Raw genomic sequence first — 17,685 nt, forward strand, 5'->3', positions numbered from 1 at the left:
GGTAATTAGCACGCTAACAATTTTCGGTTGAATCATCAAAAATTGCGGCCTATACTGATTCACGGTTGTTTATATTACGATAATTATTAGGCATTAACGGGAACCGGAGCGTTCCCGATTCACCATGGATGGCCTTTTCGGCAAGGGTTCCTCCCTTCCTCTGTTCTACGTCGGATAACTGGCTCACGGAATTGCCCGTGGGATTTCTCACAAAGCCAAAAAAGCGTCTACGCTGTTTTAAGGTTCTGATCACCGTCCAGTGATGGAGAAACTATGAGTTCATCGTGTATAGAAGAAGTCAGCGTACCGGATGATAACTGGTACCGAATCGCCAACGAATTGTTAAGTCGCGCGGATATTACAATTAATGGTTCCGCCCCGTCTGACATTCGTGTTAAGAATCCCGATTTTTTTAAACGCGTCCTTCAGGAAGGATCGTTGGGGTTAGGTGAGAGTTACATGGATGGCTGGTGGGAATGCGAGCGTCTGGATATTTTCTTCAGCAAAGTCTTACGTGCCGGTCTTGAAAATCAACTCCCCCACCATGTTAAAGATACGCTCCGTATCCTCGGCGCGCGTCTGATTAATCTACAAAGTAAAAAACGCGCCTGGATTGTCGGCAAGGAACATTACGATCTTGGTAATGACCTTTTTTCCCGTATGCTCGATCCCTATATGCAATATTCTTGCGCCTACTGGAAAGATGCCGATACGCTGGAAGCGGCACAGCAAGCCAAGCTGAAATTGATTTGTGAAAAGCTACAGCTACAACCGGGGATGCGTGTGCTGGATATCGGCTGCGGCTGGGGCGGCCTGTCGCAATATATGGCGACCCATTATGGCGTTAGCGTGGTGGGCGTAACGATCTCCGCTGAACAACAAAAAATGGCGCAGACGCGTTGCGAAGGTCTGGATGTCTCCATTCTCCTCGAAGATTATCGCGACCTTAACGATCAGTTTGACCGAATCGTCTCCGTCGGTATGTTCGAACATGTCGGGCCAAAAAACTACAACACCTATTTTGAGGTCGTTGACAGGAATTTAAAACCGGATGGTCTTTTCCTGCTCCATACTATTGGTTCTAAAAAAACCGATCATAATGTCGATCCGTGGATCAATAAGTATATTTTCCCCAACGGTTGTTTGCCGTCTGTTCGTCAAATCGCCGAGGCCAGCGAATCACACTTTGTAATGGAAGACTGGCATAACTTTGGCGCCGACTATGACACGACTCTGATGGCGTGGCATGAGCGCTTTATCAATGCCTGGCCAGAGATTGCGGGCAATTATAACGAGCGCTTTAAACGTATGTTCAGCTATTATCTCAACGCCTGCGCGGGTGCGTTTCGCGCGCGTGATATCCAGCTTTGGCAGGTGGTATTTACGCGCGGCGTTGAAAACGGTCTGCGCGTTCCTCGCTAATCATCACCCCCGCATTTCATGCGGGGGAATCTTATTTTCCGTTAGCCAATGTCGGCCTGATTTCTGACCGCATTTTCTCGCGCAGCCAGTACGCGTTCTACGGTATCGACAACCGCCTGCGTTTGCGGATCGATCTCGATATTCACACGCTCACCCAGTTTTTTTCTGCCAAGCGTAGTACGTTCCAGCGTTTCCGGAATGAGATGCACGCAGAAGCGCGTTGGCGTTACCTCGCCGACGGTCAAACTGATGCCGTCGACGCCGATAAAGCCTTTGTACAGGATATACTTCATCAGGGACGCATCCTGCACTTTAAACCACACCTGATGGTTATTTTCGGAGGTCAGGATTTTCGCGATCTCTGCCGTCGTAATAATATGCCCCGACATCAGATGTCCACCGATTTCATCGCTGAATTTGGCGGCGCGCTCTACGTTGACCTCATCACCTACCCTCAACGCGCCCAGATTGGTGATGCGCAACGTTTCTTTCATCAGATCAAAACTTATCTGATTGCCGTTTATTTCAGTCACCGTCAAACAGCATCCGTTATGCGCTACCGACGCCCCCGTCTCCAGCCCCTCCAGCATGTAGTCCGGTAACGTCACCACATGGGTGCGAAAGTTGGGTTTTTCATCAATCGATACCAGTTTCGCGGTACCCTGTACGATCCCCGTAAACATATCTTCAACTCCTGAAATAAATAAAAGCAGAACTGTTCAGCACAATAGCAGGTGGAAAAACAGCTTGCCAGCAATGCGCCGTTAACAACTGTTTTTTCGCTGGAGAAATAGTAATACCCCGCTACAATAGACTGAAATTTCCCCTGCTATTTCTTTTGGCTGCCACTACGGCGGCTTTTTAGTCTTTCATATAACAACAAAATAAAAGGTGAATACGTGCAGAAGTATACCAGTGAAGCGCGTCAGTTATTAGCGTTAGCGATACCGGTGATCCTTGCGCAAGTGGCACAGACCGCAATGGGATTCGTCGATACCGTCATGGCAGGAGGCTATAGCGCTACGGACATGGCTGCCGTCGCTATCGGCACCTCTATCTGGCTTCCCGCCATTTTGTTTGGTCACGGCTTACTGCTGGCCTTGACGCCTGTGATTGCGCAACTCAATGGCTCCGGCCGCCGTGAGCGTATCGCGCATCAGGTTCGACAAGGGTTCTGGCTGGCAGGATTTGTCTCCGTGCTGGTGATGATCGTCCTGTGGAATGCCGGATACATTATCCGCTCCATGCATAATATTGATCCGGCGCTGGCCGATAAAGCCGTGGGTTATCTTCGCGCGCTGCTGTGGGGCGCGCCAGGATACCTTTTCTTTCAGGTAGCGCGAAACCAGTGCGAAGGTCTGGCCAAAACCAAACCGGGTATGGTGATGGGATTTTTGGGCCTGCTGGTAAATATTCCGGTGAACTATATTTTTATCTATGGCCATTTTGGTATGCCAGAACTCGGCGGTATCGGCTGCGGCGTTGCGACCGCGGCGGTCTATTGGGTGATGTTTATCGCCATGCTTTCTTACATTAAACACGCGCGTTCAATGCGTGATATTCGTAATGAAACAGGCTTTGGCAAACCCGATAGCGTCGTCATGAAGCGCCTGATTCAACTGGGGTTGCCGATTGCGCTGGCGCTGTTCTTTGAAGTGACGTTGTTTGCGGTCGTTGCGCTGCTGGTTTCACCATTAGGTATTGTGGATGTCGCGGGTCATCAGATTGCGCTTAACTTTAGCTCGCTGATGTTCGTGCTGCCGATGTCGCTGGCTGCGGCGGTAACAATTCGAGTGGGTTATCGTCTGGGCCAGGGCTCAACGCTGGATGCGCAAACCGCAGCGCGTACCGGTTTAGGCGTCGGCATTTGTATGGCTGTGGTTACCGCTATTTTTACCGTTACTCTGCGTAAGCATATTGCTTTGCTCTACAATGACAACCCTGAGGTCGTGGCGCTTGCCGCGCAATTAATGCTGCTCGCTGCGGTTTACCAGATTTCCGACTCTATACAGGTTATCGGCAGCGGTATTCTGCGCGGTTATAAAGATACGCGTTCCATCTTTTTTATCACCTTTACCGCCTACTGGGTGTTAGGTTTACCCAGCGGTTATATCCTGGCGTTAACGGATTTGGTGGTGGATCGTATGGGACCGGCAGGCTTCTGGATGGGGTTCATCATCGGCCTGACCTCGGCGGCGGTGTTAATGATGCTACGGATGCGCTATCTACAACGTCAGCCGTCCGCCATCATTTTGCAGCGCGCTGCGCGATAATACGACGATAGCCGTCGCATGGCGGCTATTTTCTCGACATGTTGCATATTTCCACCGCAATCAGGTGATTTCAGGAAGAAAATTGCGATTTCCCTCTTGCCTCATTGCAGTTGTGACGCTAATATTCGTCCCCGTTGTCACCTACAACGTTGCGTTCATAGCTCAGTTGGTTAGAGCACCACCTTGACATGGTGGGGGTCGTTGGTTCGAGTCCAATTGAACGCACCATCATTTTAATGCGTCTGTAGCTCAGTTGGTTAGAGCACCACCTTGACATGGTGGGGGTCGATGGTTCGAGTCCATTCAGACGCACCAATCCATTATCTTGTTTAATTTTATAATACGCTATCTGGTGCTTGTGCCAGACTAAAAGCGATTATTTTCAGTCTCTCACCTTTATCGTCAAGCGCTGCTCTGTACGCTATTACCCTCTTAACCTTCGCAGTGGCCTGAAGAAGCATACCAAAGGCATTTATGGTGTTTCGGTAGAATGCGCATAATCTATCTTCATCACCATACGTAACAAGGCTGCAACGGGTTCAAATAACGTTTCAGGAATTTTATCTCCACGTTCCACTTCAAAAAATAATGAGCGGGCCAGCTCAACATTTTCAACAACGGGGATGCAGTTGCGTTCAGCGATGTTAACAATATAGTTAGCTTGAGCATCACTGCCTTTTTCCAGAACGCGTGGTATTGGCATATCGGTGGGATGATAGCCGAGACAAACCGCAATATGCGTTGGATTACGCACTACCGCAACAGATTGTTTAACAGATTGAGCTAAACTCCCACTCTGTATTTCACTCTGCATTTCCCGACGCCGTGTCTTCATTTGAGGATCGCCCTCCAGATCTTTATGCTCCTGTTTTACGTCATCTTTACTCATTTTTAGATCTTTTCTAACCTTATAATATTGAAAAGAATAGTCCAGTATGCCAACGACGATATAAAAAGCCATCACCCCTACCCATAACCATTTTATTAAAGAAGAAACCACAAGCAGGCCACAGGCTAACCCACAGTACGGTAGCGCCCGAAAAGTACTGGCATAATAATAAAAGAAAAAGGCAAAGATAAGAGATAACATGATAACTTTCAGGCTGGATTTACATAATTCTACTACGCTATGTAAAGAGAATATCTGCTTAAAATTACTTACCGGATTTATGTGCTCGCTTTTAAAACCAATGGCCTTGCTGGCAATAACCACCCCCACCTGAAGAAACACGCTACCCACAGTAGCAACTATTACCCCAGCGCCCAGAAACAGCAGTGCAGAAGTCAATGACTCTATTAAAGCATGACTCAATTGCGTTAATGCATAAGAAAATGGTTTATTTACTAATTGTAATGTGAAAGTTATTGACTCAATCAGTATCAAAATCATCTTTTCAGTAAAGAAATGAAAATACAAATAAAGCGCAATCAGCTGAAATAATGATGTTATTTCGATACTTTTGACGACCTGCCCTTCCTTACGGCCATCACGTAATTTCTTTTCTGTAGGCTGTTCTGTTTTCTCGCTCATACAGATGGGAACCAGTCTTTCAGATAAATATAAAACTTATCGCTTTCAACCAAATAGTGATGAAGAGCATAAGGGAATGAGATCAGGAGCGTGAGTAGAACCAATATACTTTTGAGCGGCATTGAGAAGAAAAACACATTCAGTTGTTGTGCCGACCGATTTAAAAGACCTAAAGCCAGATCGGCTAATACCATACATATTATGGCAGGAACAGAGAAACTGACACATAATTGATAAAGCGTTCTCCACTCTGCCTGGATATATTTTAAAAATTGCTGGTCAAATAATAAAGTACGCCCTGGTGGTAAATATTGATATGACTCATACAGAATATTTAATATAAACTCCATGCCGCCGCTTATAAAGAAAATAACACACAAAAACTGGCTGAAAAGCAAGCCAAAAAGTGAGGTTTCAGCTTCCATTGTAGAATTGAATATCGTACCCATTGTCGCGCCACGTAAAGTATCAAGCAGAAACCCCGCCATATCAACGGCCCAAAAGGGAACCGCCGCACAAAACCCAATTAAAAAACCAATAATCACCTCTCCAGTGACTAACCCTAACCAACTGTAATCTTTACCAATATGCATCATAATCTTCTGCTGGTAAATGATTGGTAATATCGGAAAGGTAAGTGACATAAGCACGCCATTACGTAAAAGTGCGGCCCCTAAACTGCCACTTTTTAATAAGGGAAGTAATAAAGAAAGGCTCAATGGTCGAATAAAAGCCACAGCCAATGCAATAAGCCACTCATTTACCTGTTGTGCCATTCAACCATGCTCTCCAATTCGTAACATTATCTGCCGGGTATAATTCAACAGGATACCGCTAAGCCATGGGTAGCTGACCATTAAAGTTATTGCAATTGCCAATAATTTAATCATGAACTGTAGCGTTTGGTCCTGTATTTGAGTCAAGGCCTGAACAAGGCTTACGATGACACCAACTACCGATGCCACCAACACCACCGGCATAGACGTAAAAAGGACGATCCATAAAAGTTGCGTTACAAATTGCGTCAATTCAGAATCATTCATGAAAAGCTCTGTACCAATTGCGCCAGTGTCAGATCCCAACCGCCTGCCAGTAAAAATATTAGCAGCTTAAACGGTAATGAAATGGTCATTGGCGACACCATCATCATTCCCATAGCCAGCAGTATATTTGAAATAAGCAGGTCAATAGCCAGAAAGGGAAGATAAATAAGTAATCCAATCCGAAATGCCTGCGTCAACTGACTCACCGTAAATGCCGGAATTAATATGAGCAAAGAATCAGGTTTTATCTTTCTTTTTATGTCTTCAGGCCAGGTTCGTTTTATCAAATTCCGAAAATAATTGGCTTCCTTCTCTTCAGAGTTTTTTTGCAAAAACTGTCGATAAGGCGCTAATGCTTTACTGTCCCACTCAGACGTCCAGAAAGGAGCGCCAGCGACCTGAACCGGATGCCAGCGCTCTTTTACAGCTAATAGCGTCGGCCCCATAATGAATAAGGAAAGTACAAGCGCAAGGCCATACAGTGCGATATTTGGGGGAACTTGTTGAATACCCAGAGCATTTCGTAAAATCGAAAATACCACCGCCAGTTTAAGGAAAGAAGTTCCCATGACGATAATGAGAGGCAGTATTGAAAGCAGAAACAATATACCAATCAGTTGCAAAGGCGAATCGGGTAAAGACATACTGTATCTCTCATGACACGACCTGGAACGCTATTATATTGTTCGCATATTATTTTTCTTATCAGGTTTACGCTGTATTTTTGGAAAGATACCAACGTGTAATACGCACCATAAATTCATTGCCACAGGCAATCAACTCACCTTGCCCAATAATACGGTCATTTACTCTTATCGTCACCTCTGGCGCAAAACATCCCCCTACAGGCAAAACGTCCCCCGTTTTAAGTTGTCGTAATTGTCCAATTTCCAGACTCGCACGTCCGACCTCAAAGAGCACCTGTTGTGGTATCTGCTCAAGTTCGACTGAAGACGTTCCGTCACTCTTTGACATTGGGCTCCCTGACGCAAGTAGCGTTTCGATATCCTGGACTAATTCGTCAAATTTCATCGTGTTATCCTCTGTCAGCAACACCCTTGCGTAGATTCCCCCAGGTAGTTGAATAGCAAAAAAACCGAGTCTGATGTCGCCGAAGCAATGAATCCGAACGCCCATGCCGATTTCGATAGACTCAAGTTCAATTAATGTAAGCTGGCACCAGCCTGAATATACAGGGACTACCACAGGAGGGGCAGGATAAATCTGTTGACGCTCAGCAGAAAGCTCTCCGACTATATTGCGCAGAAAACCCGTTGGCCATGTAAAAATAATGCTATGGAACTCATGTTCTTCAACTGTCCATTTAATATGCAACGCTAGCTGATGTGGTAGATTACTGCAGGATGTTGGCGGTTCGTTCTGACAGAGGGTTGCATCACTGGCTTGCAATAACGGCGCCAGCCCCCATTCAGCTATTCCATATAGCAATTCAGGATCGATAGCCGATCGATTAGCGGTGCCAATTACCCCTTCACACCAGCGCTGCCAGCATTGTTCTGCAATCCACACCCTACCCAGCTCATTATGATAATGTATGGTAAATAATATCCCTTGCTGTACTGGATATTGTTGCATACTCAATGTCAGCTCACCAATGGTAGCGCCTTGCGTTGGAAGCATCTCCATCCACGGACGCTCTTCATTCGCTATTCTTAACATAGAATATCTCCAGGGAAATTATATACCCCATATGCAACAACTGAGACTCCAGCCACTGCTTTAGCGCTTTCATCGAACGGTAAATTTCATGATGAGGGACATTGATTCTTAACTGGATTAGCCCCCCTGATTCACATACTTCACACTCTACACCGTCAAGATAACCGCCACTAACACGATAACGTTGCGTGAAAACCACGTTCTTATTCAATGCTGCAGGAGGATTATTCTCACCAATGGGTAATGCCTGGTGCATGAGTTGTTCAAAGTCCATACGTTCCGCCTCCGCCTCGTTCTCATCCTGATAAGACTGGCATGGCAACCCAAGACTTCCCTCAACTTTGGTAATACGCATCGCTTAATACCATAGTAATTTTTTCTTTCTTTTTCATAAGCGCATTAAAATTCTTCTGTAATTCGCTTCGCCGGGAGACAAGCTGCTGATACTGATTCTCTAACTGCTGCCGTTGCGTCAAAAAGCTCTGCGCCTGAGTGAATAACCCGGCCATTTGTTGTTTCTTATCCAACAATAAATGACAAGATAACGTACCTTGCCAGCCCATTAATTCTTTCAGTCTGGTAGACACTGCTAAAGCGCGCGTCTGGCAAATCTGCTGTTCAGTAATAATCGCCTGTTGCTGCTGATCAAGTACGGTAAGTTTGCCGCGTAATTGCTTTTCACGCCGCGCGATTATCTCCAGCAAAGTTTCCATGATCACTCGGTGAGTATTTGGTGTAATTTTTCTATGAGTAGCTCGGGTCCGCATACTTCATCCTTACTTTGTCGCAAAAATGTGCAAATATCCGGATAGGTATCAATGGCTTTGTCAGTATCTGTATCAACTCCTCGCTGGTATTCCCCAATGCGTATTAATAGTTCAACCTCCTGGTAAAGCGCCAGGCACCGTCGCAATATCGCCGCCAGTTGACGATGCTCATGGCTGGTAACGACTGGAAAAACGCGGCTGAGCGTTGCCAACACGTCAATGGCAGGATAATGCCCCCTCTCTGCAAGCCGTCGGGATAGCACAATATGTCCGTCAAGCAGTGAACGGACTTCATCCGCCAACGGCTCATTCATATCATCACCTTCCACCAGTACCGTATAAAATGCGGTAATACTGCCTTTTTCTCCCATTCCTGTACGTTCTAAAAGTCGTGGCAATGCACTAAATACGCCTGGCGGATATTCTCCAGAAACCGCGGTCTCTCCGGCGGCCAGAGCGATTTCCCGTGCGGCCCTGGCATAACGCGTCAGTGAGTCGGCAAGCAAGACGACTCGCTTTCCATTATCGCGAAAAAATTCTGCTATCGTGGTGGCCACAAACAGCGCCCTCACTCGCTCTAAGGCGGGTCTGTCAGAGGTTGCGACAACAATGACACAACGTTTTCGGGTCTCTTCAGACAGTGTAAAATCGATGAACTCGCGGACTTCTCGTCCACGTTCACCAATTAACACCAGAACATTGCAGTCTGCGTCTGGCGCATTACACAGCATCGCCAGAAGCGTGCTTTTCCCCACGCCAGGAGCAGAAAAAATACCCACTCGTTGCCCTTCGCCACAGGTCGCAACGCTATCAATAGCGCGAATCCCCGTCATTAATGGTTGAGTGATAGGCTGTCGAACCATTGCGGGAGGAGGCATTGCATCATAGTCTTTCCAGCAGACGTCAGGCAGTTCGCGGCCATCAAGGGGACGACCAAAACCATCAATGACTCGCCCTAATAACGCTTCGCCCACGGGAACCTGATGGCGTCGCCTTAAGGCCATCACTTGCTGCCCGCAGTGAAGTCCGATAGTACTCGTAAAAGGAGATAGCAAAGCTTTGCTGCCATTAATCCCCACGACTTCAGCAAGTTCTTCTCCAGGCTTTATACAGCACAACTCACCCATAAATACCCCAGGCAACCACGCATTTAACAACGTTGCGCTGACATCCTGAATTCGGCCCCATCGACAATAACCATCGGGGGGCGGATATTTCAGCCTCAGACGTTGCATCAATTCATTCTTCATTGTCCGCCAACTCCTCTTCGCTAAGGTCAATACTTTCTACCACTTGTATAAGGCTCTCCTCTCCTAATTCCTGCCATGACAAAATCGGTACGTCGAACAAGGTGGCTTCTGTAATTTTTCGCAAGAAACGTCGGGTGTCGACAGAAGTGACAATGAATAATTTGGCTGACTGCTTCAGCGCCTGCTCGATAAGTTGCAGGATCTGCGTCTTATGACGAGACGACAGCGCAGTATAGGTCCCCATTGCCGTCTGGCGAATGGATTCACGCACGAGGTTCTCAATACCTTCGCCGATCCGCAAAATCGGCAGCGGTTTTCCTTCCGGATTAAGACGACGCAGAATATGACGGCGAAGCGCGATACGGACATATTCTGTCAACATCAGGACATCTTTTTCACGTGGCGCCCAGTCAATTAAGGTGCCGAAAATAAGACGTAAATCTCTAATAGAAACCCGCTCTGATACAAGCCGTTGCAAAGTTTCAGCGATTTTATTAATGGGTAACTGGCGCTGAAGCTCTTTCACCAGCTCAGAGTAGTTTTTTTCCATCGCATTCATTAGATAACGCGTTTCCTGAACACCAATAAACTCTCCCATATGCCGAAGCAGGACACATTTTAATAAGGCAGAGATACGTTGACTGCCCGCGAAAACGTCCAGTCCAAAACCTTGCGCCTTATGAGCCATGTCTTTTGTAAGCCAACAGATCTGCCCCATCCCGTTCGGTAACGTCTGGCTGTCACCCACCACACTAGCGTCCGCGCCTATCAATAAATAATCCGCCTGGGCGGGAATAGATAAACTAAATACGGGTTCCTGATATAGCAGTACCGTCAATTTTTCGGTGGGTTCAGGCAAAACTTCAATATTCACCTCAGGGAGAGGGACGCCGGTATCCTCAAATAAAAACCATCGCATGGCGTCAATATCACGAATCAGGTCGGCAGAATGTAACGTCGGGGTAAGACGTAAGATTAGAGGACATGCGCCGGGAACCATACTATCTTTTTCCGGTGCTTCGACGCCATTTGCGGAAACCACAGACTTTTTGCGGCGAATGAGGATAATTGGCAATGCTAACAACGCTGAAAAGAAAGCGAGAGTGATAAAAGGAAAGCCAGGAATTAAAGCGAGGAGCATTAAAACCACAGCGGTTAATATGAGCGACTGAGGTTGTCTGGCAATTTGAGAACTCAACTCTGTCGCCAGGTTCTGGCGTTTCTCACCCGGAACACGGGTGACAATAATTCCCGCGCTAAGGGAAATCAGCAGCGATGGAATTTGCCCACATAAACCATCTCCGATTGAAAGTACGCTATAAGTGTGAACAGCCTCACTCATCGACATATCATATTGTACGATAGCGATAATGATACCGCCGATAATGTTCACCAGAACAACAATAATACCGGCAATCGTATCGCCTTTAACAAATTTCATCGCACCGTCCATCGCACCGAGAAAACGGCTTTCCTGCTGGACGTGCTGTCTTAATGTACGGGCATGGTCTGCATCGATAACTCCGGCACGCAAATCGCCATCGATACTCATTTGTTTGCCTGGCATCCCATCAAGCGAGAAACGCGCGCTAACTTCCGCCACCCTCTCGATACCTTTTGTAATGACAATAAACTGCACGATAGTAATGATGGTAAATACGACCAACCCAACGGTGAGATTTCCTCCTACGACAAACTTACCGAAAGCATCCACAATATTACCGGCATTATGTTGTAACAGTACCAGCCGTGATGTGCTGATTGTGAGTGACAAACGATATAATGTAGTAATAAGTAATAAAGACGGAAATACCGATAAATCGAGAGGGTCACTAAGATAAATAGCAATTAAGAGCAGGATCACTGAAAACATAAGGTTGATAGTAATCAGGATATCAACCATCCAGGTCGGTAAAGGTAACAGCATCATCACAATAGCGATTAATAACACCGTCGCCAGAACCATATCCTGCCGACCCGCGCATACACTGAGCCACTGTTGCGCCCTGATTCCCTCACCTAACCATGAACGCATTGCGACTCCAGAAATTTTATTTGTCGATGATGTAATCGTAACCAGAGCTCGGCGGAGCTGGAAAGAGGAGGAGAACAGCTCATTGCAAGCCCATCGCGCAACAAAAATAATCGTTGAGGAATACCCTGGAACGCTGCAGGTTTCCAGTGAGTTAAGGCTTTAAAAAGCAGATCTTCGTCTAAGAAGGTTTGCTTGAGTATCTGACATAAGTGAATACGACCGTTATGATAGTTTAGATAGGTTTCATATTGTCCTTGCCGCCAGAACATATTGGTTGCTAAAGGCCGTTGAGCTAATCCTGCTAATTGAATAAAAAGCTGAATATTACGTTCAGTAATGAGATCCCAATCCATCCTGCCGCCTCATGATGAGCCAGAACGCCAATTTACCTAAATATTGAAAGCCAGGTATCAGAATAAAACCTGATTTACCTTTACTTCACGAAGCGTTTCGAGAATTTGTTCACGTTGATCTTCGTCGTTAAAACAGTTATCGGGTATCAGCATAAACTGCGCATCAAGTTGTTGGAGTAACCGATTGAACATCTTTGATGAAGAAACTATAGCGGTAAGTCTATCAAGCAACCAATCACTGAAAAGCCAACGCTCACAAATGATATCGAGTAGTAGCGGCAGTAATGTATTAGGCGGCAACTGGCAAATCCACTCCTCACGCTGGCACTCTTTTTCAAGGCCAAGGAATAACAACAAACGACGCAAACGTACTAATGCTGCGGCCAAACGACTTTGCTCCGAGGGTTCGATGCATATGCTAAGTTCAAAGGCTATTGCTCTTAGCAAAATACGGACCCGTTCACAGCGATCCGGCCAGTCTGCCACGCGTCTGAACCACTGCGATAAGGGCATTTCATCGTTGTCTATCGCCTGTTGCATAAAACGCTTCAGCGAGGACAGCGTAGCGGTATCCACTTCGCCAAGTTCCAGTAAACTAAAAACGGCAAGTTCCCATCCCTCCTCCGCTGTAAGCGTATCCAGTTGCGATTGCAAATCGCGTTTTTTCTTTTTTGACAACCCGCCGGCAGTAAGCGCCATTGCAAGAGCGATAATTTGATACGCATTCTGTAAATCAGGATCACTATTCTCTTCGGTAAGCGGACGCAACGTTGCTCCATTATCCTCCTGTATTTGTTTTATCAAACGCAGCAAAGCCTGCTGTCTGCGCTCCAGTTTCTCAGCATCAGTGAATTTATAACTTTCGCGCAGTTTACCACTCAGCGCCATTCCTATTTCTTCCATCGTCTCATAGAGCGCTGCCCCCGTCGTTTCCTGTAACTCCTGGAGAGCTAACATTGAAGGCGAAATAACCTCTTGTTCCTCTATAACCTGGCCAGGGGTAAATGCTGTAGGGGGCGTCATTTTTATCTCATTAATTTTAATATTCATCGCTACCTCTTTTATCTTCACTATTACGTAACCATTTCAGTAACGCGTTGAAATGACGAGAAAGTGAAAACTCAACGGCATATCGTGTTGAGGAAAGTTCAGCCTGATCGGGAGCGAAACCAGGCTCGATAATCAACGTAAACCGCTTGCCAAAAGTTTCACGCATCAATGCCTCTTTTTCAGGATGAATACGCAAATAAAGCGCTCCCTCTTCCGCCATAGCCGTGGCCTGGCGTGCCAGACGATGGCACATAACACTGTCTACCGACTGTTGGTCGAACCAGGCCAACAGAACCTGTTCTATACTATTTTTAATATGATGCGCTGCGTGATCGACCAATGAACGAAATTGATTTTCATCTTCTTGTAAATGTTTTACATGCTGTTCCAGCCATTCCACTTCCATTTTTTCCAACGTATTTTTACGCAACCACGCTAGTTCTTGTTGCTGCTCAACTTTCTGTTCACGCTGATAACGATAGGCGTCTCGGATGATTTTTTCAGCCTTACGGTAAGCGGAGCTCACAATAGCATGTGAAACTCTCTTAGCTTGTTGCTCTTGTGCAAATAAAGTTAATTGTAATGTTATCCACGGTGACTCAATAATATTTCGAGCGGGTAGCTTATGGTTAATTTCCGTCAGTGGAAGTGAAGTAAAACTCATAGCAAATGCTCCATGAAGATAATCTCGGTAAGAGAAGTCTTCGGCCAAAGTATACGCTGCGGAGGGGGTAATAATACTAATAGCGCATGTAAAACCGCATCATCATGCGCTTCCCGATTAAGAATGGCGGTACCGATCTGCAATGCAGTTTGTTGCATCACTTGCGGAGGAAGTAATTTGCCATCTCTTTGCCCCAACCAACCATATAGCTGCCAGATCTCATCCTCGCTAAACCACTGTAGAAGCAATTGCCGATACTCTGGTAGCATAAAATAGTCACTACACCTGAGTTTGAATAATCCCAGCCCAAAGGCAAATGCCGATATACGCGGCGCAAGACGAACCTGCCGTTTTTGCCTGTCATTTAAACAGGCTGGAATAACAGAGCTTCCCCTTAGTCTATTTAACGCTCTGTCAAGAAGACGATCCAACTCGGGCCGATCGCCATAACGCCAGCAGTTTGAAGGATGAAAACCCAGCTTATCCAGCCATTCCGGTACAGCGTAACGAGCAGGTTGCCAGAAATAACGATAAAGTTGCAACACCTCGGGATCAGGTCGGCTCAAAAACGGCGTCTCAGGCAAAAATAGCCGATCAGGATGCCCACTCCTATTAACAGTCCTGTCAACGATAACATCAACTGATAAGGGTATTTCATCAACCACTTCTCCACCTTCCCTTTATTGGCGTTGATCACGTCCATAATCCAGAATGTTTGTCTCGCGGGTACATCAGGTACCATTCTGAATTCAGCAGGCTGCATCAAGATACTAATCTTACTGTATTGCAACCCAGGGATTGACATCTCTATTAAATCTTTAATTTTTACCCGAAAGGCCTCCATATTGACCTGAGGTGAATATTTTATAAATACGGCAACTGAGCTCGGAGAAGCGTTACTTCCCTCATCATAAGTCGGTAGCGCAATGGTCACTTTTGCATTAATTACGCCCTCCATCTGACTCAGCATTCCTTCAATTCTTTGTTCTTTTAAAAAATTAATCTTCTGCTGTTCTTCCTGGGGTGATACCACTAACTGATTAGCCGGAAACATCTTATCCGCCGTTGTAAACTGACGATGCGGATAACCGTTAAGTCTAAGTAGCTCAACCGCGTTAATAAACTGCGACTGCTCGACACGTAAGGTAACACCGTCCTCTTCCTGTTTTTTTTCCGCATCGATATGATGCTGCATAAGTAATGCCAGCATTTGATTCGCCTCATCTTCTGGCAATGAGCGATAAAGATCCACATCACATGCCGTAAGAAAGAACGTAAGGACAGTAAGAAATACTATACGCTGAACCTTCATGTCATGCTATCCAGCTTATTAAGCGCTTGCGATGCTGCGCCTGATATTCTGGCAAGATAATCGACGCCTACCGTTAACTGCATATAATCCATTTGACTGGTCAACATAACCTGCGGTAATAAAGCACTGGCGTTACTGGTGGATGCATCATCTTTCAGCAATTGTTCAAAAAAATTAATTTGCTCCTGGCTCGGTTCTACAGAGGACTTTACATAAGATTGAGTGCTTACAGGCACTACGCTCATATCAGAAATATTCAATTTTCAAATCCCTCATTTGGTGCAGGAAATAACAGGCGCAGCGCCATAGCCTCTGGCAAATCAATATCCGATAAAATTTTTGCGGCTTTTAGCGGCTCATTTAAACCCGCCAATAATAATGCCAGACATACCAACTGTAATTTTTTATCCGGAACAATAACCGTTAGCGCTGGTAACATCGCATGTACCTGGGAAATCAGGCTATGGTTAACGCCCGCAAACATGATTTCCAGCAACAACCGTCGAACATCGTCGCTAATAACTTCAGATTTTAGCAATGATTCCACTAAGCATATCCTTGATCATTTTGATCAGTGAACTTTCGTAATTAATAAATGTAGAATACTGCTGTAAGGCAAATTGCGCTTTAATCATCGATTCTGGGTTGAGCAAATCATTACCATTCATTTTGTCATTAATAGCCTGGCCTGCCTGGTGCGCCATGTGGGAGAGCATATCCACTAATTGTGCAATATCCATAATGCTTTTCCTTAAAATAAAAACATCGTAAGGATACTGGCAACATAGCAAAATTTAGAAAGCAATGAACATCCGGTATATACCTGAAAACGATTACTCCGGCGCACGTTGTTCTGGCGTCACCTGAGCCAACAAACGATATAATGGGCTGCTGACCTGCATACCGGTCATTGCCATCCCATCCATACCGAAGCGAGTAAAACCCATTAGTCCGTAGGTAATATCATTAAGACGCTCTAATAAATGAGGCTGTAGTCCCAAACTACCACTCCAGTATGAATGTGTCATTACCGTCGCGGTTAAGACTAATCTACCGCCCAGGGAGACGGCTTTAGCAATCGCCATACTTTTGCGTTGATTGGCGAAACAATTAGCAATATAAAAAACGGCATTGCCTATACTGTCGTGAGCCATAGGTAAATGATGTTTATGATGGTAGATAAGACAGGCGACATCCGCGATGGCAATAGCAAGGCCAATTCCCGCCAGGGCTAAGAGCGGTGCGCCTCCACCACTTAGCACTGTTAATGCTATTCCAGCGGAACAGCATAAAATCTGTCCGCCCAAAATGACCGTTTGCCAACTAAAAATTTCTTTTGGAAAACACTCTATCACTCGTTTCGCAAGTCCGGCCAATAACCGCTCATTTCCTTGTTGAGGACCTATTCTACCACTCTCCATATTGGTTTCCGGATGTGGCAATGAGGGACATGGAGGTGATTCCTCAGGCGCGTTAACAGGACGTTGCCCTGCTACCTGAGCATTTGGGCTAACAGGTTTCATGGTTCTCCCTGAGATGTATGACCAGAACTGTCTATTAATGCAGGTGTAGTAGCAGATTGGCAGAGCGATGCCATTTGTTCCGCCAATAACGCACTGGGATCGGCATAAAGTTCATCAACAGAATTTTCCTGATCGTCGCCAGAGGGGCGGGCAAGGCAATAATCCAGTACCGCACCTATCGCCGTCAGGCTAACGGAGGTAATTACACTCCCCATGTCCAAAGAGGCCGCTATATTTTCAGCGGCGGGCAGTGGAAACTGTAGTTGTATAACCAACGAAGAAATAGCGATTCCTGAACGTATTAATAAAGAAAGACAATTAGCAAGGGTGTTAGCGCAGTTAAGACTTGCCCCACATTTTAAGGCCAGCGCACTGACCACAAGAGCAACGCTATCACTGGCGGTTTGTAACGGCTCCTTTTGCTGACATATCAATTGATAATTATGATACGCACAGCAAGCATCCCCAATAGCAATCACGAGCGCCGCCCCCGCAAGAATAGCAATGGGTAATCCTGCCCCGCCAGAAATTACCGCTGCAGCAACCGATAATCCAAACACGACTGTCGCACCCAGCGCACGAATAGTGTATTGCATAAAATGTATAGCATAATCCCTCTGCTGCCTTATTTGTTCAGGCGTAAGCAGCACAGGGGCTGCGGGGGTGCCAGGGGCTGGAATTTCAGGGGGAGGAAACGATACCTCCTTCGCTTGTATATCGGAAGGAGGACTATTACCATCGACTATATTACTTGCCGCTGACGGAATATGAATTTTCATATT

General features: G+C 46.0%; 22 protein-coding genes and 2 tRNA genes. 4 read left to right on the top strand and 20 right to left on the bottom strand.

The features are described 5' to 3' along the window. The first annotated feature begins 273 nt into the window (after nucleotides 1–273). The gene (cfa, locus tag EOS98_RS12335; RefSeq protein ID WP_000098879.1) at nucleotides 274–1,422 is read left to right on the top strand and encodes a cyclopropane fatty acyl phospholipid synthase; all 1,149 of its coding nucleotides are present in this window, start codon (nucleotides 274–276) and stop codon (nucleotides 1,420–1,422) included. Between the two features lie 41 nt (nucleotides 1,423–1,463). On the opposite strand, the gene EOS98_RS12340 is transcribed toward cfa, so the two are convergent. Beyond that, nucleotides 1,464–2,105 carry a riboflavin synthase gene (locus EOS98_RS12340; RefSeq protein WP_000493971.1) on the bottom strand — a complete coding sequence of 214 codons (642 nt, stop codon included), beginning with the start codon at nucleotides 2,103–2,105 and terminating at the stop codon, nucleotides 1,464–1,466. A 216-nt stretch (nucleotides 2,106–2,321) separates the two neighbouring features. Between EOS98_RS12340 and mdtK the strand changes: the two genes are divergently transcribed. The 3 genes from mdtK to EOS98_RS12355 all read left to right on the top strand — a co-directional run bounded on the left by mdtK (nucleotide 2,322) and on the right by EOS98_RS12355 (nucleotide 4,010). Beyond that, the gene (mdtK, locus tag EOS98_RS12345) at nucleotides 2,322–3,695 is read left to right on the top strand and encodes a multidrug efflux MATE transporter MdtK (RefSeq protein ID WP_001175081.1); all 1,374 of its coding nucleotides are present in this window, start codon (nucleotides 2,322–2,324) and stop codon (nucleotides 3,693–3,695) included. A gap of 151 nt (nucleotides 3,696–3,846) precedes the next feature. After that, nucleotides 3,847–3,923 (top strand) — tRNA-Val (locus tag EOS98_RS12350). Between the two features lie 10 nt (nucleotides 3,924–3,933). Further along, nucleotides 3,934–4,010: transfer RNA gene (locus EOS98_RS12355), tRNA-Val, on the top strand. Between the two features lie 157 nt (nucleotides 4,011–4,167). On the opposite strand, the gene ssaU is transcribed toward EOS98_RS12355, so the two are convergent. From ssaU to sseF, 19 genes are all read right to left on the bottom strand, one after another. Further along, nucleotides 4,168–5,226, bottom strand: coding sequence for an SPI-2 type III secretion system apparatus protein SsaU (ssaU, locus tag EOS98_RS12360; protein ID WP_126524085.1), 1,059 nt, complete (start codon nucleotides 5,224–5,226; stop codon nucleotides 4,168–4,170). Beyond that, nucleotides 5,223–6,002, bottom strand: a complete 780-nt coding sequence (gene ssaT / locus EOS98_RS12365; RefSeq protein ID WP_126524084.1) for an SPI-2 type III secretion system apparatus protein SsaT — start codon at nucleotides 6,000–6,002, stop codon at nucleotides 5,223–5,225. The genes ssaU and ssaT overlap by 4 nt, the downstream gene beginning before the upstream one ends. After that, on the bottom strand, nucleotides 6,003–6,269 hold the full coding sequence (gene ssas, locus EOS98_RS12370; RefSeq protein ID WP_000999982.1) for an SPI-2 type III secretion system apparatus protein SsaS: 267 nt from the start codon (nucleotides 6,267–6,269) through the stop codon (nucleotides 6,003–6,005). Beyond that, nucleotides 6,266–6,913 carry an SPI-2 type III secretion system export apparatus protein SsaR gene (ssaR, locus tag EOS98_RS12375; RefSeq protein WP_000056367.1) on the bottom strand — a complete coding sequence of 216 codons (648 nt, stop codon included), beginning with the start codon at nucleotides 6,911–6,913 and terminating at the stop codon, nucleotides 6,266–6,268. The genes ssas and ssaR overlap by 4 nt, the downstream gene beginning before the upstream one ends. A 67-nt stretch (nucleotides 6,914–6,980) precedes the next feature. Then, nucleotides 6,981–7,949: an SPI-2 type III secretion system cytoplasmic ring protein SsaQ gene (ssaQ, locus tag EOS98_RS12380; protein ID WP_126524083.1), complete on the bottom strand. Its 969-nt coding sequence runs from the start codon at nucleotides 7,947–7,949 to the stop codon at nucleotides 6,981–6,983. Further along, the gene (ssaP, locus tag EOS98_RS12385) at nucleotides 7,930–8,304 is read right to left on the bottom strand and encodes an SPI-2 type III secretion system apparatus protein SsaP (RefSeq protein WP_061383120.1); all 375 of its coding nucleotides are present in this window, start codon (nucleotides 8,302–8,304) and stop codon (nucleotides 7,930–7,932) included. The genes ssaQ and ssaP overlap by 20 nt, the downstream gene beginning before the upstream one ends. Continuing rightward, nucleotides 8,285–8,662 (bottom strand): SPI-2 type III secretion system apparatus protein SsaO, encoded by a 378-nt coding sequence (gene ssaO, locus EOS98_RS12390; protein WP_000449089.1) that lies wholly within the window; start codon nucleotides 8,660–8,662, stop codon nucleotides 8,285–8,287. Before ssaO ends, ssaP begins: the two co-directional genes overlap by 20 nt. A gap of 2 nt (nucleotides 8,663–8,664) precedes the next feature. Then, the gene (gene ssaN, locus EOS98_RS12395) at nucleotides 8,665–9,966 is read right to left on the bottom strand and encodes a SctN family type III secretion system ATPase SsaN (protein WP_000787210.1); all 1,302 of its coding nucleotides are present in this window, start codon (nucleotides 9,964–9,966) and stop codon (nucleotides 8,665–8,667) included. Then, entirely contained in the window at nucleotides 9,956–12,001 is a 2,046-nt protein-coding gene (gene ssaV, locus EOS98_RS12400; protein WP_001258221.1) for an SPI-2 type III secretion system apparatus protein SsaV, read from the bottom strand. The genes ssaN and ssaV overlap by 11 nt, the downstream gene beginning before the upstream one ends. Beyond that, on the bottom strand, nucleotides 11,986–12,354 hold the full coding sequence (ssaM, locus tag EOS98_RS12405) for an SPI-2 type III secretion system apparatus protein SsaM (RefSeq protein WP_000383706.1): 369 nt from the start codon (nucleotides 12,352–12,354) through the stop codon (nucleotides 11,986–11,988). The genes ssaV and ssaM overlap by 16 nt, the downstream gene beginning before the upstream one ends. Nucleotides 12,355–12,411: 57 nt before the next feature. Next, nucleotides 12,412–13,428: an SPI-2 type III secretion system apparatus protein SsaL gene (gene ssaL / locus EOS98_RS12410; protein WP_000238886.1), complete on the bottom strand. Its 1,017-nt coding sequence runs from the start codon at nucleotides 13,426–13,428 to the stop codon at nucleotides 12,412–12,414. Continuing rightward, entirely contained in the window at nucleotides 13,394–14,068 is a 675-nt protein-coding gene (gene ssaK, locus EOS98_RS12415) for an SPI-2 type III secretion system apparatus protein SsaK (protein ID WP_080184925.1), read from the bottom strand. The genes ssaL and ssaK overlap by 35 nt, the downstream gene beginning before the upstream one ends. Continuing rightward, nucleotides 14,065–14,613: a type III secretion system domain-containing protein gene (locus EOS98_RS12420; protein ID WP_001531605.1), complete on the bottom strand. Its 549-nt coding sequence runs from the start codon at nucleotides 14,611–14,613 to the stop codon at nucleotides 14,065–14,067. Before EOS98_RS12420 ends, ssaK begins: the two co-directional genes overlap by 4 nt. A 17-nt stretch (nucleotides 14,614–14,630) precedes the next feature. Next, nucleotides 14,631–15,380, bottom strand: a complete 750-nt coding sequence (gene ssaJ / locus EOS98_RS12425; RefSeq protein WP_126524082.1) for an SPI-2 type III secretion system apparatus lipoprotein SsaJ — start codon at nucleotides 15,378–15,380, stop codon at nucleotides 14,631–14,633. Beyond that, nucleotides 15,377–15,625 (bottom strand): SctI family type III secretion system inner rod subunit SsaI, encoded by a 249-nt coding sequence (gene ssaI / locus EOS98_RS12430; RefSeq protein ID WP_126524429.1) that lies wholly within the window; start codon nucleotides 15,623–15,625, stop codon nucleotides 15,377–15,379. Before ssaI ends, ssaJ begins: the two co-directional genes overlap by 4 nt. An 11-nt stretch (nucleotides 15,626–15,636) precedes the next feature. Then, nucleotides 15,637–15,927, bottom strand: a complete 291-nt coding sequence (locus EOS98_RS12435; protein ID WP_000444713.1) for an EscG/YscG/SsaH family type III secretion system needle protein co-chaperone — start codon at nucleotides 15,925–15,927, stop codon at nucleotides 15,637–15,639. Continuing rightward, complete coding sequence (gene ssaG / locus EOS98_RS12440; protein WP_000350226.1) at nucleotides 15,905–16,120, bottom strand: type III secretion system needle filament protein SsaG; 216 nt, start codon at nucleotides 16,118–16,120, stop codon at nucleotides 15,905–15,907. The genes EOS98_RS12435 and ssaG overlap by 23 nt, the downstream gene beginning before the upstream one ends. A 93-nt stretch (nucleotides 16,121–16,213) precedes the next feature. After that, nucleotides 16,214–16,903, bottom strand: a complete 690-nt coding sequence (sseG, locus tag EOS98_RS12445; RefSeq protein ID WP_000805837.1) for a pathogenicity island 2 effector protein SseG — start codon at nucleotides 16,901–16,903, stop codon at nucleotides 16,214–16,216. Continuing rightward, complete coding sequence (gene sseF / locus EOS98_RS12450) at nucleotides 16,900–17,682, bottom strand: type III secretion systems effector SseF (RefSeq protein ID WP_000690714.1); 783 nt, start codon at nucleotides 17,680–17,682, stop codon at nucleotides 16,900–16,902. Before sseF ends, sseG begins: the two co-directional genes overlap by 4 nt. Nucleotides 17,683–17,685 lie beyond the last annotated feature (3 nt).

The sequence above is a fragment of the Salmonella sp. SSDFZ69 genome (assembly GCF_004010755.1).
Taxonomy (GTDB): Bacteria; Pseudomonadota; Gammaproteobacteria; order Enterobacterales; family Enterobacteriaceae; genus Salmonella; species Salmonella enterica.

Coding starts and splice junctions, on each gene's coding strand:
- ssaP (WP_061383120.1), bottom strand. CDS start 8,304: ATGCGTATTACCAAAGTTGAGGGAAGTCTTGGGTTGCCATGCCAGTCT.
- ssaM (WP_000383706.1), bottom strand. CDS start 12,354: ATGGATTGGGATCTCATTACTGAACGTAATATTCAGCTTTTTATTCAA.
- ssaI (WP_126524429.1), bottom strand. CDS start 15,625: ATGAGCGTAGTGCCTGTAAGCACTCAATCTTATGTAAAGTCCTCTGTA.
- ssaV (WP_001258221.1), bottom strand. CDS start 12,001: ATGCGTTCATGGTTAGGTGAGGGAATCAGGGCGCAACAGTGGCTCAGT.
- ssaT (WP_126524084.1), bottom strand. CDS start 6,002: ATGGCACAACAGGTAAATGAGTGGCTTATTGCATTGGCTGTGGCTTTT.
- ssaU (WP_126524085.1), bottom strand. CDS start 5,226: ATGAGCGAGAAAACAGAACAGCCTACAGAAAAGAAATTACGTGATGGC.
- ssaN (WP_000787210.1), bottom strand. CDS start 9,966: ATGAAGAATGAATTGATGCAACGTCTGAGGCTGAAATATCCGCCCCCC.
- cfa (WP_000098879.1), top strand. CDS start 274: ATGAGTTCATCGTGTATAGAAGAAGTCAGCGTACCGGATGATAACTGG.
- EOS98_RS12340 (WP_000493971.1), bottom strand. CDS start 2,105: ATGTTTACGGGGATCGTACAGGGTACCGCGAAACTGGTATCGATTGAT.
- sseF (WP_000690714.1), bottom strand. CDS start 17,682: ATGAAAATTCATATTCCGTCAGCGGCAAGTAATATAGTCGATGGTAAT.
- ssaJ (WP_126524082.1), bottom strand. CDS start 15,380: ATGAAGGTTCAGCGTATAGTATTTCTTACTGTCCTTACGTTCTTTCTT.
- ssaQ (WP_126524083.1), bottom strand. CDS start 7,949: ATGTTAAGAATAGCGAATGAAGAGCGTCCGTGGATGGAGATGCTTCCA.
- ssaO (WP_000449089.1), bottom strand. CDS start 8,662: ATGGAAACTTTGCTGGAGATAATCGCGCGGCGTGAAAAGCAATTACGC.
- sseG (WP_000805837.1), bottom strand. CDS start 16,903: ATGAAACCTGTTAGCCCAAATGCTCAGGTAGCAGGGCAACGTCCTGTT.
- ssaK (WP_080184925.1), bottom strand. CDS start 14,068: ATGAGTTTTACTTCACTTCCACTGACGGAAATTAACCATAAGCTACCC.
- ssaR (WP_000056367.1), bottom strand. CDS start 6,913: ATGTCTTTACCCGATTCGCCTTTGCAACTGATTGGTATATTGTTTCTG.
- ssas (WP_000999982.1), bottom strand. CDS start 6,269: ATGAATGATTCTGAATTGACGCAATTTGTAACGCAACTTTTATGGATC.
- ssaG (WP_000350226.1), bottom strand. CDS start 16,120: ATGGATATTGCACAATTAGTGGATATGCTCTCCCACATGGCGCACCAG.